The sequence below is a fragment of the Tsukamurella ocularis genome (genome assembly GCF_965138335.1).
Lineage (GTDB): Bacteria > Actinomycetota > Actinomycetes > Mycobacteriales > Mycobacteriaceae > Tsukamurella > Tsukamurella ocularis_A.
Genome location: NZ_CBCSDV010000032.1, coordinates 30,787 through 43,917, shown reverse-complemented (window position 1 = coordinate 43,917; position 13,131 = coordinate 30,787). Strand labels below are relative to the sequence as shown.

The window sequence follows — 13,131 nt, the reverse complement described above, 5'->3', positions numbered from 1 at the left end:
TCCCCCGCCCCAGAAGCCCGGGAACGGCCGGAACGTGATCGTGGCCCTCGTCGCAGTCGCGTCGGTGGTCGCCCTCATCGCGGCCATCGTGGTCGCTGCTCTCCTGAGCGATTCCAACGGCGCCGATCCGGGGAAGGACACCGCCTCGGCCACGACCGGTGCGGGCGCCGTGTTCCGCATCAACGACTGCCTCTACGACGTGCCCGAGGCACCGAAGGTCGGCAACTGCGACGACGGCGGATCGCCGTACAAGGTGACCCAGGTGATGCCCGCAGGCGAGAAGTGCCGCGCCGAGCAGACGTCGATCGCCCGCGGCCGCTGGTACTGCCTCACGCCGAACCTCAACGTGAACTACTGCTACACCGCGCCCGTGCCCGGCACCTGGATCAAGGCGGCCGGGCAGTGCGGCGCGCCGGGCACCATCACCGTCGTCTCCGTGGTCGGTGGCCTCAAGGACTCCGGTCGGTGCTCCGGCGAGTGGGACCGCAGCTACTTCTTCGACGACCCCGTGTACACGATCTGCGCGAAGTCGTACACGTAGTCGCCGTTCAGGTCCGGCCACTCCCCGGCCGGACGAGGGCGACGCGAACGCTCAACTAAGCTGGTCGCGTGCCCGTCACCATGCCCCACGACCTCCCCGCCCGGGCCGTCCTGGCCGCGGAGCAGGTCTTCGTCATGTCCGACGACCGCGCGGGGCATCAGGACATCCGCCCCATGCGGATCGCCATCCTGAACCTGATGCCGATGAAGGTCACCACGGAGACCCAGCTGCTGCGCCTGCTCAGCAACAGCCCGCTGCAGATCGAGGCGACCCTGCTGCGGATGGCCAGTCACGTCTCGCGGACCACCGCGTCGGAGCATCTCGACTCGTTCTACTCCACCTTCGACGAGGTGGCGGACCAGCATTTCGACGGGCTGATCATCACCGGTGCGCCGGTGGAGCGGCTCGATTTCGAGGACGTCGACTACTGGCCGGAGATGACCCGGATCCTGGACTGGACGCGGACCCACGTGCAGTCGACCCTGCACGTGTGCTGGGGAGCGCAGGCCGCGCTGTACCACCACTACGGCGTCGGCAAACACGAACTGCCCCAGAAGCTCTCCGGAATCTTCCCGCACCGGCTCACCGCGGCGCGCTCGCCCGTCGTCACCGGTTTCGACGACGAGTTCCTCGCGCCGCACTCCCGGCACACCGACGTCCACGCGACGGACGTCGAGGCCACCGGCGAGGTCGACGTGTTGGCCGTCAGCGACGAAGCCGGCGTCTACCTCGCCGCGAGCCGCGACGGTCGCCAGGTCTACGTGACAGGGCACCCGGAGTACGACGCGGACACGCTCGCGCGCGAGTACGCCCGGGACAGCGAGCAGGGGCTGCCGGTCGCGCCGCCCGCCCACTACTTCCCCGGCGACGATCCCGCCGCGCTCCCGACCAACCGCTGGCGCGGTCACGGGAACCTGCTCTACAGCAACTGGCTGAACTACTGCGTCTACCAGGAGACGCCGTTCGACCCGAGCGGCGCGTAGCCCGCTCAGCCCTGCGCGGCCTCGTCGCCGTCATCGGGCGCCGCGGGCGACTCCGGGGCCGCGGGCGGCTCCTGGGCCGCGGGCGACGCCGGTCGGATCTCGACCGCCTCCACCTCGACGATCGGGGCGACCACGACCGTGGGCGGCACCGCCGGCGGGGCGACCGCGGACGGCACGGCGGCCGACGGGGCGGCCGGCACGCGCGCGGGGCGCGGCTGCCGGGGCTGCGCCGCCTTGGCGACCTCGTTCGCGGTCCGCAGCGCGAACTTCGGCAGGCTGGAGAGCAGGTCGGTCACCGGCTCGGCGACGGTGTTCGCGGCGCCGACCACGTTCTCGATGTCACCCAGGCGCTGACCCATCGCCGCGATCGTCGGCGTGAGCCGGTTCATCGCCTCGGTCACCTCGGCCAGCTTCTGCACCACGCCGTCCTCGGCGGTGAAGGCGTCGACGATGCCGCCCTCGCGGGTGGCGCGGTCGAGCGGGCCGTCGGGGCGGATCACGCGGTCGACGGGGCCGCCGTCGTCGAACAGGTCGGCCACCCGGTCGGNCGCGCCGCCGGGGCCGACGNNGNNGTGGATGGCACCGTCGTCGCTGAGCAGGTCGGAGACGCGGTGCACGATGTGGGGCACGCGCTGCGCGGCGGTGATCAGGTTCTCGTGCCGGGTGCCGTCGCCCGAGCCGGGATCGATCCGGTCCGCGGCCATCGACACGGCGTCGCGCGCGAGCCCGACCGAGGTCTCGGCGGCGGCGAGCCCCAGGCCCGCCGCGGCCAGCCCGACGCGGGCGGGGGCGAGCAGTGCTTTCGGAAACTCCATGGATCCAGCGTAGCGCCGATCCGCGATGGCGGAATCGGGAGAATCCCTGAGGTCAGGTCCCGGGCGTCGGGCTGACGACGTAGGTCACGTCCCCGTCGTTCGCCGAGATCCCGACGGTGAAACCGTGCCCGCGGTAGACGGCGCCGATCCGACCCGCGTCGAGCGGGACGCCCGGTGCGACAGGGACGAGTCCGGCGGCGAGCAGCGCGCGGGCCGCCGCCACGGTGTCGCGGCCCGCGACGGTCACCCGCCACATCGCGTGCCCGACCTCGATGGTCTCGGCGTGACGGATCTCTCCGACCACCGGCACCTGCTGCGCCGGGAACGCCGCGGGCAGCGCGACGGGGCCGGCCGCGGGCCCGCCGCACGCGGTGAGCAGCGCCGCGGAGACGACGAGGGCGGCGCCGATGCCGGCGCCGCCCCTGTTCGTTCGTTCCATGCCGGTCAGAGCGAGATCTTGCCCTCGGCGATCGCGCGGATGAGCTGCTTCTCGCGACGGGCCCGCTTGAAGCGCGAGCCGATGACGAGCGCGGCCAGGACCGCGACACCGGCCGCGGCGGCGAGCACCGGCGGCTTGGTCACGGTGGCGATCACGGATTGCTGCGCCTGCTCGGCGAGCTTGCGGGGGTCCGCGCGCTCGCCCAGCTGGTCCAGCGTCGCCGCCAGCTGCTCCCGGGCGCGCTCGATGTCGCGTTCGATGCTCTCGGTGTCACGTGCCACTTCGCTCTTCCTCCGGGTCAGCCCGCGTGCAGATACTTCCCCGACTCTAGACCAGCGGCCGTGGGCGCACCGCTCTGCGGGGCCCGGGCGTCGCGATCCGGCACCGCCGGGAGGGCGAAGGTGGCCTGGACCTGCAGCCATTGCGCCAGCACCTGGCACCCGGTGAGTTCGTAGTCCTCGTGTCGCAGGCGCGCGAGCGGCTCCGTCGCGTACGCGGTGTGCCGGTCGCCCCGCCGGTTGTAGTCGCGACCGCGGTACTGCACCCGCGGCAGGTACCCGAGGATCTCCCGGCCCGCCGTGCGCAGCCGGTTCACGTCGCGCCGCCACTGGCGGGAACCGAACGCGGTGCGGGTGGCGTTCTGGAAGCGGTGCCCGAGGTACTCCCCCGCGGCGCGCGGCGCCCACGTCGCGAGATCGCGCAGCGTCAGGTACGCGGTGGCGTCCGCGATGTCGCGGACGAAGGAGTCGACGCTGGCGTTGCAGATCACGTCCTGCGGGTGCGAGATCCACTGCAGCGGCAGCCCGTCGGGCACCGACGGGCCGTCGCCCGCGACGCCGGAGCCGCACAGCGACGGATCGCTGCCATGGGGGCGCTCGGGGTCGGAGATGAGCCCGGCCGCGAGGACGTGCGGCGCGAGCACGGGCCCGTCGGCCATGGCGCCCAGCACCCGGCGGACCACGGTGCACCCCTGCGAGTATCCGATGAGGACGACGGGGCCGTCGGCGTCGGCGATCGCGGTCAGGAGGCGCTCCACGCCGATCGACACGGATTCCGCGAACGAGATGCCGTCGCGCGCCGGGACCGGGCCGTACGAGGCCGGGTAGCCGACCCAGCGGGAGCCGAAGCGGTCGTCGAGCTCCGCCACGACGTGGCTGAGCATGCCGGTCACCTCGGTGCGGGGATCGTCGATCCATGATTCGCCCGTGCCCCCGACGGCGAGCACGGTGATCCGGGCCCGGCCGGCGTCCGCCGGTCGTCGGGCCGCCCTGCTGTGGACGGTCAGCGTCTTCATGGGACAACCCTTGCGCCCGCGGATGAGAACGAGCTGAAATCCATGTTAAGAAACCAGTGATGTGTCTGAGCTAACAGCGTCGTCAGCTCTGACAGGTGGGGCACCAGTAGAGGTTCCGCGCCTCCATCACCTCGGCCCGCACCGGCGTGCCGCACACACGGCAGGGGTCGCCGGTCCTGCGGTAGACGTAGGTCCGGGGCCGGTCCTCCGCGTACGACGGTGCGCCGTGGTCGTGTTCCGGCCGCACGACGTGCATGCGCCCGCGCTCGACGCCGATCGGCATGAGGGTCACCAGGTCGGACCAGACCCCGTCGAACTCGTCACGGGAGACGTCGCGGCCCTCGCGGTGCGGGTCGATCCCGGCGCGGAAGAGGACCTCCGCGCGGTAGACGTTGCCGACGCCGGCCATCACCTTCTGGTCCATCAGCAGCGCACCGATCGGCCGCCGGGAGCGTTCGATGCGCCGCCACGCGTCCTCGGCGTCGGAGTCCGGCCGCAGCGGGTCCGGGCCGAGGCGGGCGAGCACCCCGTCGACCTGCTCCTCGGTGACGAGCTCGCAGGCCGTCGGGCCGCGCAGGTCGGTGCCGCCGTGCGGCCCGACGATACGCATGCGCACCTGGCCCACCGGAGCGGGCGGCGCACCGTCGATCAGGCCGAAATCCGTGAAGGCGCCGTACAGCCCGAGGTGGACGTGGACGATCAGGCCGCCGCCGTAGCGGTGCCAGAGGTGCTTGCCCCACGAGTCGGCGCGCTCGAAGACGCGGCCGTCGAGGCGCTTCGCCTCCGGCGCGAACCGTCCCTGGGGGCTGGAGACGCGGACGCCCTCGCCCGCGAACAGTGCGTCATGGGCGAGGGCGAGCCGGTGGAGTGTGTGCCCCTCGGGCATCGTCGGGGCGGTCCGTCAGGCTTCGGGCGCGCCCGGAACGGCGGGCGCGACGCCCGTGCGCTCGTACTCGGCGAGGATGTCGATGCGGCGCTGGTGGCGCGGCTCCTCGGACCACGGCTGCGCGAGGAAGGCGTCGACGATGGCGAGCGCCTCCTCCTTGCTGTGCATGCGGCCGCCGATGCCGATGAGCTGGGCGTTGTTGTGCTCGCGGGCGAGCTTCGCGGTCTCGACGCTCCACGCCAGCGCGCACCGGGCGCCGGGCACCTTGTTGGCGGCGATCTGCTCGCCGTTGCCGCTCCCGCCGAGGACGATGCCGAGGCTGCCGGGGTCCGCCACGACGCGGGTTGCGGCGTCGATGCAGAAGGCCGGGTAGTCGTCCACGGCGTCGTACGTGTGGGCGCCGCAGTCGACGGCCTCGTGGCCACCGGCCGTCAGGTGCTCGATGATCTGGGACTTCAGTTCGAAACCGGCGTGGTCGCCGCCGAGGTAAACGCGCATGACGACAAGTCTGACACGCGCCGCGCGAGCATCCGAAGGCGGCACAGCCTACATTCGATGGCATGGATGACAGCACCGAGCAGACACCGGGCCAGGAGCCGCAGGACGACTCCTCCCCCATCGAGTCCGCCCGCAGCGGGGCCTTCAGCACCCACCCGGATGAATCGTCGATGCCCAGCACGGGCTTCTTCCCCGTCGTGCAGCCCGAGGAGCCGGCCGCCGCTACGTCCCCGGCGCCGTCCGACGCGGCGACCTCCGCCATCCCCGCCGCCGACTTCCCGACCGAGCGGCACCGCTCCGGCGCGCACCACGCGCTGCCCGCGCTCGGCGCGCACGACCCGTCCGTCACTGCGGGCCTCGGCGGCGGCGCGCCGTCCGACGGTCCGCCGTTCGGCTCGGGGCACTTCCCGGGCGCCCACTTCCCCGGCGGGCACTTCCCCGGCGGCCCGGGCGGTCCCGCGGCCGCGCCGCAGCCCCCGTCGTACGCCGGCGCGCCCCGGCGCCATCCGTGGGAGATCCCGCTGCTGGTGATCGTGATCCTGGTGACCGTCCTGATCTACGGCGGCGCCCTGCTCCTGGCCGCGTTCGGCGTGGTCAACGAGTACCTGCTGCTGGCGCTGGTGGTGCCGATCCTGCTGTGGCTCGGTCGAGGCCTGACCTGGGCGTCGCCCCGCGTCCAGGGCGTGCAGATGACGCCCACCCAGTTCCCCGAGGGCTACCGCATGGTGCGCGAGGCCGCGGCGCGGTACGGCATGCGCGAGGTCCCGGACGCCTTCGTGGTGATCGGCAACGGCCAGATCAACGCCTTCGCCTCGGGCCACGGCTTCCGCCGCTTCGTGGTGGTCTACAGCGACCTGTTCGAGGTCGGCGGCGAGGCCCGCGACCCCGACGCGCTGGCGTACATCATCGGCCACGAGGTCGGGCACATCGCCGCCGGTCACGTCTCCTACTGGCGGCAGGTCGGGTCGTTCGCGATGGGCTACCTGCCGGTGATCGGCGCGGCGCTGTCCCGCTCGCAGGAGTACACCGCCGACAACTACGGCTACTTCAACCAGCCCGCCGGCACCCCGGGCGGCATGGGCGTCCTCGGCGCGGGCAAGTACCTCGGCAAGGAGGTCGACTTCGACCAGCTGGCCGACCGCGCGTCGACCGACAAGGGCTTCTTCACCTGGCTGGTGAACCTCACGGCCTCGCACCCGGTGCTCACCTGGCGCGCGGCCGCGCTCCGCAACCGCACCAAGGCCGGCTCGCTGTGGTTCGCCCCCAGCGGCCCGATGCGCGGTATCGGCGGCGGCGCGGTCGTGCCCGCGGGCCCGGTGCCCACGTACACGCAGCAGGAGGTGCTGGCGCCGGCTCCCGGGCAGGTGGCGTCGGCCCCCGTCGTGCCGGGTCCCGTGCACCAGGTCCCGACGGGGCCGTACGGGCCCACGCAGGCCCCGGCGAACCAGCCGGCGCAGCACCAGCCCGCGCCGAACCAGCCCGCGCCGAACCAGCCCGCGCAGAGCCAGCCGTACCCGGAGGGCGGCTACTTCGCACAGTGGCAGCGCTCGCAGGGCGAGTCCGGAGCGCAGGACGGTCAGTCGTCGGACGGGCAGCCCGGCGGCAGCACGCCGAACGGCCCGTCCGGCTCCTAGGCCCACGACGACGGAACCCCGCCGCACCGGCGATCGGTGCGGCGGGGTTCCGTCGTTCCGGGGCTCAGTCGAACTGAGGCTCCTCGTGGCGGCTGCGCTTGAGCTCGAAGAAATGCGGGTAACTCGCGAGAAGGACAGCGCCGTCCCACACGCGGCCCGCGTCGTCGCCGCGCGGGATGCGGGAGAGCACGGGCCCGAAGAAGGCCGTGCCGTTGACGTGGATGGTCGGGGTGCCCACGTCGTCGCCCACCTTGTCCATGCCCGCGTGATGGCTCGCGCGCAGGGCCTCGTCGAAGTCGGTGCTGTTCGCCGCCGCGGCGAGGTCCGACTCCAGGCCGGTCTCGGCGAGCGATTCGGCGATCACCACGGCGAGATCCTGGTTCTGCTGGTTGTGGATCCGGGTGCCCATGGCCGTGTACAGCTTCGGCAGCACCTCCTCGCCGTGGCGCTGGGCCGCCGCGATGAGCACGCGCACCGGGCCCCACGCCGTCTTCATCAGCTCCTGGTAGATCTCGGGGAGGTTGTCGCGGCCCTCGTTGAGGACGGCCAGGCTCATGACGTGGAACTGCACGTCGATGTCGCGCACCTGCTCGACCTCGAGGATCCAGCGCGAGGTGATCCAGCACCACGGGCACAGCGGGTCGAACCAGAATTCGACGCGATCCTTGGCGGTGGACGGGGCGGTATCGGTCACTTCGGCTCCTGCTCGTGGGACGGTCACGGTGTCGATCCTGCTCCCCCGTGCAACATCGCGCACGCCGATCTCCTTCCCGCGCGGGCACGCGGCGGCGGCGGGTGGCATTGTGGGACGGGTCGAGCCGGCGCGTCCGGCCCGTGATTTGCCATGAGTCCGCCGCATCGCGAAGGAGCGTCACCTTTGTCCGCGCCCAATCTCACCCGGATCCAGGCCGCCGAGCGCGCCGCCACCGTGGCCGTCTCGCGCTACGCGATCGACCTCGACCTCACCGACGGTGCGGATGCGCCCGGCGAGAAGACCTTCGGGTCGACCACGACGATCACGTTCACGGCGACGCCGGGCGCGGAGACCTTCATCGACCTCATCGCCGGCGGCATCACGGCCACGCTCAACGGCCGCCCCGTCGACACCTCCGGCTACACCGAGGAGGGCGGGCTCGCTCTGCACGGCCTCGCCGCGGAGAACGAGCTGGTGATCTCGGGCCGGTTCTTCTACTCGAACACCGGCGAGGGCCTGCACCGGTTCGTCGATCCGACCGACGGCGCGGTGTACCTCTACTCGCAGTTCGAGACCGCCGACGCCAAGCGGATGTTCGCGTGCTTCGACCAGCCGGACCTCAAGGCCGTCTTCGACGTGAGCGTCACGGCACCGTCGGCCTGGACCGTGGTGACGGGCGGCGCGGAGGCGACCCGGGAGCCGCTGCCGACCGGCGCGCACCGCTGGACCTTCGTCACGACCGAGCCGATGTCGACCTACCTGGTGGCCCTCATCGCCGGCCCGTACGCGGTGTGGACGGACGCCTACACCGACGAGCACGGCACGATCGACCTGCGCCTGTTCTGCCGCGCGAGCCTCGCGGAGTACATGGACGCCGACCGCCTGTTCACCGAGACGAAGCAGGGTTTCGGCTTCTACCACAAGAACTTCGGCATTCCCTACGCCTTCGGCAAGTACGACCAGCTGTTCGTGCCGGAGTTCAACGCCGGCGCCATGGAGAACGCCGGGGCCGTGACCTTCCTGGAGGACTACGTCTTCCGCTCGAAGGTCACGCGCTACCTGTACGAGCGGCGCTGCGAGACGGTGCTGCACGAGATGGCGCACATGTGGTTCGGCGATCTGGTGACCATGCGCTGGTGGGACGACCTGTGGCTCAACGAGTCCTTCGCGACCTTCGCGTCGGTGCTGAGCCAGGCCGAGGCCACGGAGTACACCTCTGCGTGGACCACCTTCGCGAACGTCGAGAAGTCGTGGGCGTACCGGCAGGACCAGCTCCCGTCGACGCACCCGGTCGCGGCCGACATCCCGGACCTGCAGGCCGTGGAGGTCAACTTCGACGGGATCACCTACGCCAAGGGCGCGTCGGTGCTCAAGCAGCTGGTCGCCTACGTGGGCCTCGAGCCCTTCCTGGCGGGCCTGCGCACCTACTTCGTGGAGCACAAGTTCGGCAACGCCACCTTCGACGACCTGCTGCGCGCGCTGGAGGCCTCCTCGGGCCGCGACCTGTCGGACTGGGGTGCCCAGTGGCTCAAGACGACCGGCATCAACATCCTGCGCCCCGAGTTCGAGCTCGACGACGCGGGGAACTTCACGCGTTTCACCGTGGTTCAGGAAGGCGCGCAGCCCGGCGCGGGCGAGCTGCGCACGCACCGCCTCGCCGTGGGCGTGTACGCCGATCAGGACGGCAAGCTGGTGCGCACGCAGCGCGTCGAGCTCGACGTCGCCGGCGAGCGCACCGACGTGCCCGAGCTCGTGGGCGTGCACCGCGGCGAGCTGGTGCTCATCAACGACGACGACCTGTCCTACTGCTCCGTCCGGCTGGATCCGGTCTCCCTCGCGACGGTGACGAGCCGCATCGCGGACATCGCCGATTCACTCCCCCGCACGCTCGGCTGGTCCGCGGCGTGGGAGATGACACGCCAGGCCGAGATGAAGGCCCGCGACTTCGTCGACCTGGTGCTCGGCGGCATCGGCGCCGAGACCGAGGTGGGCGTGGTGCAGCGCGTCGTGCTGCAGGCGCAGACGGCCGTCGAGTCGTACGCCGATCCCGCGTGGGCCGCCGCCGAGGGCCGCGCGCGGCTCGCCTCGGGCCTGCTGCGGCTGGCCCGCGCGGCCGAGGCCGGCTCCGACTTCCAGCTCGCGTTCGTCAACGCGCTGGCCGCTTCGGCGCTGGGCCGTTCCGAGGTCGAGGTGCTGCAGGCGCTGTACGACGGTGCCGAGCCCGGCTCGGTCGGCCTGGACGGACTCACCGTCGACACCGACCTGCGGTGGCGCCTCCTGACCGCCCTGGCGCGCGCCGGCGCCGTGGGCACCGACGAGATCGACGCCGAGGTGCTGCGCGACCCGACCGCCGCGGGTGAGCGATCCGCCGCGGCCGCGCTGGCCGCCCGCCCGGACGTCCGGGTCAAGGAGGAGGCCTGGGAGAAGGTCTTCGGCGACGACTCGCTGTCGAACACGATGACCCGGGCGATCGCCGCCGGGATCGTCGCGCCGGGACAGGGCGAGCTGCTCGCGCCCTTCACCGCGCGCTACTTCGGCGCGATCGACGAGGTGTGGTCCCGCCGGTCGTCCGAGGTCGCGCAGACCGTCGTCGTGGGCCTGTACCCGTCGTGGGACATCTCCGACGAGGCCGTGGCCGCCGCGGACGCGTGGCTCGCGGGCGACAAGCCCCCGGCACTGCGCCGCCTGGTCCTCGAGGGGCGCGCGGGCATCGTCCGCTCGCTCGCGGCCCGCGCGTTCGACCGCTCCTGACGCACCGACGACCGCGGCCCCGGGATCCTGCGATCCCGGGGCCGCGGTGTGCTTCGGCTCAATCGATGAAGGGGTGGCCGCTGACGGTCCTGCCCGGATCGTCCTGGATGACGTCCCAGTGCTCGACGATCTTGCCGTTCGCGACGCGGAAGATGTCGGCGACCGCCTGCACCTTGCCGTCGTATACGGACTTCGCGTGGACCACGACGATGTCGCCGTCCGCCACGATGCGCACGATCGAGGTGCTGTACTTCGGGTCCTTCACGACGGGGCCGAGCACCTCGACGAAGGCGTCGCGGCCGTCGGCGACCTCGGGGTTGTGCTGGATGTAGTGGTCGCCGATGTACCGCTGCGCCGCGCCGGCGATGTCGCGCTGCACGAAGCCCTCGGTGTAGAAGGCCGTCACGACCTCCCTCGGGGTCGACGGGGCCGCGCTCGCCTGCGCGGCGGCGCCGAGCACCAGGGCGCCGATGGTGAGCACCGCGGCGACGGCGTTGCGGACCGTCCGGTTGAGATTCATACGGTGTCCATTCATTGAAACTTCAATACTTCAATTCGATCAGAACACGACTGAGCGGCGGACACAACGTGATGACCATCGCCGTACGCTGCACACATGGACGCGCACCACACCCTGGAGACCGCCGAGGCGTTGATGCGTTCGCGCTTCGCGGCGTTCCGCGACGGAGACGCCGACTGGCTCCTCGCGACCTGGCATCCGAGCACGCGCCCGGCGGAGCTCGACCTCGACGAGGGCGTGCGCTGGCGCGGCCTGCAGATCGTCGACACCGTCGACGGCACCGGGACCGACCGGGCGGGCGTCGTGGAGTTCCGCGCGACCTACGTGGCCGACGGCGAGTTCGGCGTGCTGCACGAGCGGTCCCGCTTCGTGCGCGAGGACGGCAGGTGGTTCTACGTCGACGGGGAGCACTTCGACTGACCGACGATGCGATATCGCCTCATACCGGTGCATACCAGCCGCCGTTCCGAGCCCCGCGCAATATACTTAGAGGATCTTGTTAGCGTGGAGAAATGGACAGGACGCGGACGGAATCAGGCGAACTGCACATAGCCGGCTGGGGCGTCGAGAACGTCCGATCCTCCCGCCGCCGGACCCTCGCGCGACTCTTCCGGCGCAAGCCACCCCTCACCGAGGAGTCCATCACCGTCGTCGACCAGCCGATGCTCAAGCGCGCGATCACCGCGGCGGCACTGGGAAACATGATGGAGTGGTTCGACTTCGGCGTGTACGCCTACCTCACCACGACGCTCGGCGCCGTGTTCTTCGAGGGGCTCTCCCCCACCGGCCAGTTGCTCGCGACCTTCGGCACCTTCGCCGCCGCCTTCTTCGTCCGCCCGCTGGGCGGCATCGTCTTCGGTCTCATGGGCGACCGCGTCGGCCGACAGAAGGTGCTGGCGGCCACCATGATCATGATGTCGGTCGGCACCTTCGCCGTCGGCCTCATCCCGTCGTACGCGGCGATCGGCATGTGGGCGCCGATCCTGTTGCTGTGCGCGCGGCTCGTGCAGGGATTCTCCACGGGCGGCGAGTACGGCGGCGCGACCACCTTCATCGCCGAATACTCCCCGGACAAGCGCCGCGGCTTCCTCGGCAGCTGGCTCGACTTCGGCACCTTCATCGGCTACTCGTGCGCCTCGCTGCTGGTCACGATCCTCAACGCGACGCTCTCCGAGGCGGACATGCTCTCCTGGGGCTGGCGCATCCCGTTCTTCATCGCCGGCCCGATGGGCCTGATCGGCCTGTACCTGCGCCTCAAGCTCGAGGACACCCCCGCCTTCCAGGCGCAACTGGATGCACACGAGAGCGCACTGCGGGCGGTGGAGAAGCCGCAGCACGAGCTCCTCATGATCATCACGAGGCTCTGGCGCCCGCTACTCGTGTGCATGGGCCTGGTGATCCTGTACAACGTGACCAACTACATGATCACCGCGTACCTGCCGACCTATCTCACCGAGGTGGCGCACCGCAGCCGGCTGACCGCGGACATGCTGGTGCTCCTGGCGATGCTGGTCGTGGTCGCCCTGATCCTGCTGATGGGCCACGTGAGCGACATCGTGGGCCGCAGGGCCGTCTTCGCCACCGCGGCCGTCGTCCAGATGGTCGTCGCGGTGCCCGCGTTCTGGCTCTTGCGCCACGGCTCGATCTGGGGGCCGGTCGTGGCCTGCATCGTCTTCGGCGCGCTGCTGGCCTGCTTCGCGGCGCCCACGGCCTCGACTCTGCCCGCCCTGTTCCCCACGGCCGTCCGCTACGGCGCGCTGGGGCTCGGCTTCAACGTGGCCGTCTCGGCGTTCGGCGGCACGACCCCGCTGATCACGTCCGCGCTCGTCGACGCCACCAAGAACGACCTGGTGCCCGGCTTCTACCTGGTCGTCAGCTCGATCGTCGGCCTGATCGCGGTCATCGCGATGCGGGAGACCGCCACCCAACCCCTGCTCGGCTCCGCGCCACAGGTGGACACCCCCGAGGAGGCGGCGCAGCTGTACGAGGAGGCCCGGGGCCTGGCGGCCGCCGAGCGCTGACGCACGGAGGGACCCCGCAACGACGAACGGCCCACCGGATCGAATCCGGTGGGCC

General features: G+C 71.6%; 12 protein-coding genes and 2 pseudogenes. 6 read left to right on the top strand and 8 right to left on the bottom strand.

Translation table 11 applies throughout. The features are described from left to right. A partial coding sequence (locus ACNAYW_RS21280) for a hypothetical protein (RefSeq protein ID WP_415851630.1) occupies positions 1–541 on the top strand: 541 nt, incomplete at its 5' end. Positions 542–609: 68 nt separating this feature from the next. Beyond that, positions 610–1,524, top strand: a complete 915-nt coding sequence (metA, locus tag ACNAYW_RS21275) for a homoserine O-acetyltransferase MetA (protein ID WP_415851629.1) — start codon at positions 610–612, stop codon at positions 1,522–1,524. 569 nt (positions 1,525–2,093) lie between these two features. On the opposite strand, the pseudogene ACNAYW_RS21270 reads toward metA, so the two are convergent. The 6 genes and pseudogenes from ACNAYW_RS21270 to ACNAYW_RS21245 all read right to left on the bottom strand — a co-directional run. Next, positions 2,094–2,339, bottom strand: a pseudogene (locus ACNAYW_RS21270) (hypothetical protein); the annotation flags it as partial. Between the two features lie 52 nt (positions 2,340–2,391). After that, a complete protein-coding gene (locus ACNAYW_RS21265; RefSeq protein ID WP_415851628.1) occupies positions 2,392–2,778 on the bottom strand; it encodes a hypothetical protein in 387 nt (128 codons plus the stop codon). Positions 2,779–2,783: 5 nt separating this feature from the next. Beyond that, entirely contained in the window at positions 2,784–3,059 is a 276-nt protein-coding gene (locus ACNAYW_RS21260) for a DUF3618 domain-containing protein (protein WP_068526462.1), read from the bottom strand. A gap of 17 nt (positions 3,060–3,076) precedes the next feature. Continuing rightward, positions 3,077–4,072, bottom strand: coding sequence for a PE-PPE domain-containing protein (locus ACNAYW_RS21255; RefSeq protein WP_415851627.1), 996 nt, complete (start codon positions 4,070–4,072; stop codon positions 3,077–3,079). A gap of 82 nt (positions 4,073–4,154) precedes the next feature. Further along, complete coding sequence (locus ACNAYW_RS21250; RefSeq protein WP_415851626.1) at positions 4,155–4,958, bottom strand: Fpg/Nei family DNA glycosylase; 804 nt, start codon at positions 4,956–4,958, stop codon at positions 4,155–4,157. A 15-nt stretch (positions 4,959–4,973) separates the two neighbouring features. Further along, a complete protein-coding gene (locus ACNAYW_RS21245) occupies positions 4,974–5,456 on the bottom strand; it encodes a ribose-5-phosphate isomerase (RefSeq protein WP_415851625.1) in 483 nt (160 codons plus the stop codon). 515 nt (positions 5,457–5,971) lie between these two features. On the opposite strand from ACNAYW_RS21245, the pseudogene ACNAYW_RS21240 reads away from it, so the two are divergent. Then, a pseudogene (locus ACNAYW_RS21240) lies at positions 5,972–6,874 on the top strand (M48 family metallopeptidase); the annotation flags it as partial. A gap of 280 nt (positions 6,875–7,154) precedes the next feature. Here the strand turns inward: ACNAYW_RS21240 and ACNAYW_RS21235 are convergent. Beyond that, complete coding sequence (locus ACNAYW_RS21235) at positions 7,155–7,784, bottom strand: mycothiol-dependent nitroreductase Rv2466c family protein (protein ID WP_415851624.1); 630 nt, start codon at positions 7,782–7,784, stop codon at positions 7,155–7,157. 183 nt (positions 7,785–7,967) lie between these two features. On the opposite strand from ACNAYW_RS21235, the gene pepN reads away from it, so the two are divergent. Further along, complete coding sequence (gene pepN, locus ACNAYW_RS21230) at positions 7,968–10,535, top strand: aminopeptidase N (protein ID WP_415851623.1); 2,568 nt, start codon at positions 7,968–7,970, stop codon at positions 10,533–10,535. A gap of 58 nt (positions 10,536–10,593) precedes the next feature. Here pepN and ACNAYW_RS21225 read toward each other — a convergent pair whose 3' ends face one another. Further along, positions 10,594–11,055 (bottom strand): nuclear transport factor 2 family protein, encoded by a 462-nt coding sequence (locus ACNAYW_RS21225; protein ID WP_415851622.1) that lies wholly within the window; start codon positions 11,053–11,055, stop codon positions 10,594–10,596. 96 nt (positions 11,056–11,151) lie between these two features. Between ACNAYW_RS21225 and ACNAYW_RS21220 the strand changes: the two genes are divergently transcribed. Both ACNAYW_RS21220 and ACNAYW_RS21215 read left to right on the top strand, forming a co-directional pair. Next, positions 11,152–11,475, top strand: a complete 324-nt coding sequence (locus tag ACNAYW_RS21220; protein ID WP_415851621.1) for a YchJ family protein — start codon at positions 11,152–11,154, stop codon at positions 11,473–11,475. 92 nt (positions 11,476–11,567) lie between these two features. After that, complete coding sequence (locus tag ACNAYW_RS21215; protein WP_415851620.1) at positions 11,568–13,076, top strand: MFS transporter; 1,509 nt, start codon at positions 11,568–11,570, stop codon at positions 13,074–13,076. Positions 13,077–13,131 lie beyond the last annotated feature (55 nt).

Excerpts from the sequence above, each read along its gene's own strand:
- ACNAYW_RS21265 (WP_415851628.1), bottom strand. The coding sequence starts at position 2,778 with ATGGAACGAACGAACAGGGGCGGCGCCGGCATCGGCGCCGCCCTCGTC.
- ACNAYW_RS21215 (WP_415851620.1), top strand. The coding sequence starts at position 11,568 with ATGGACAGGACGCGGACGGAATCAGGCGAACTGCACATAGCCGGCTGG.
- ACNAYW_RS21250 (WP_415851626.1), bottom strand. The coding sequence starts at position 4,958 with ATGCCCGAGGGGCACACACTCCACCGGCTCGCCCTCGCCCATGACGCA.
- ACNAYW_RS21220 (WP_415851621.1), top strand. The coding sequence starts at position 11,152 with ATGGACGCGCACCACACCCTGGAGACCGCCGAGGCGTTGATGCGTTCG.
- ACNAYW_RS21245 (WP_415851625.1), bottom strand. The coding sequence starts at position 5,456 with ATGCGCGTTTACCTCGGCGGCGACCACGCCGGTTTCGAACTGAAGTCC.
- ACNAYW_RS21225 (WP_415851622.1), bottom strand. The coding sequence starts at position 11,055 with ATGAATCTCAACCGGACGGTCCGCAACGCCGTCGCCGCGGTGCTCACC.
- ACNAYW_RS21255 (WP_415851627.1), bottom strand. The coding sequence starts at position 4,072 with ATGAAGACGCTGACCGTCCACAGCAGGGCGGCCCGACGACCGGCGGAC.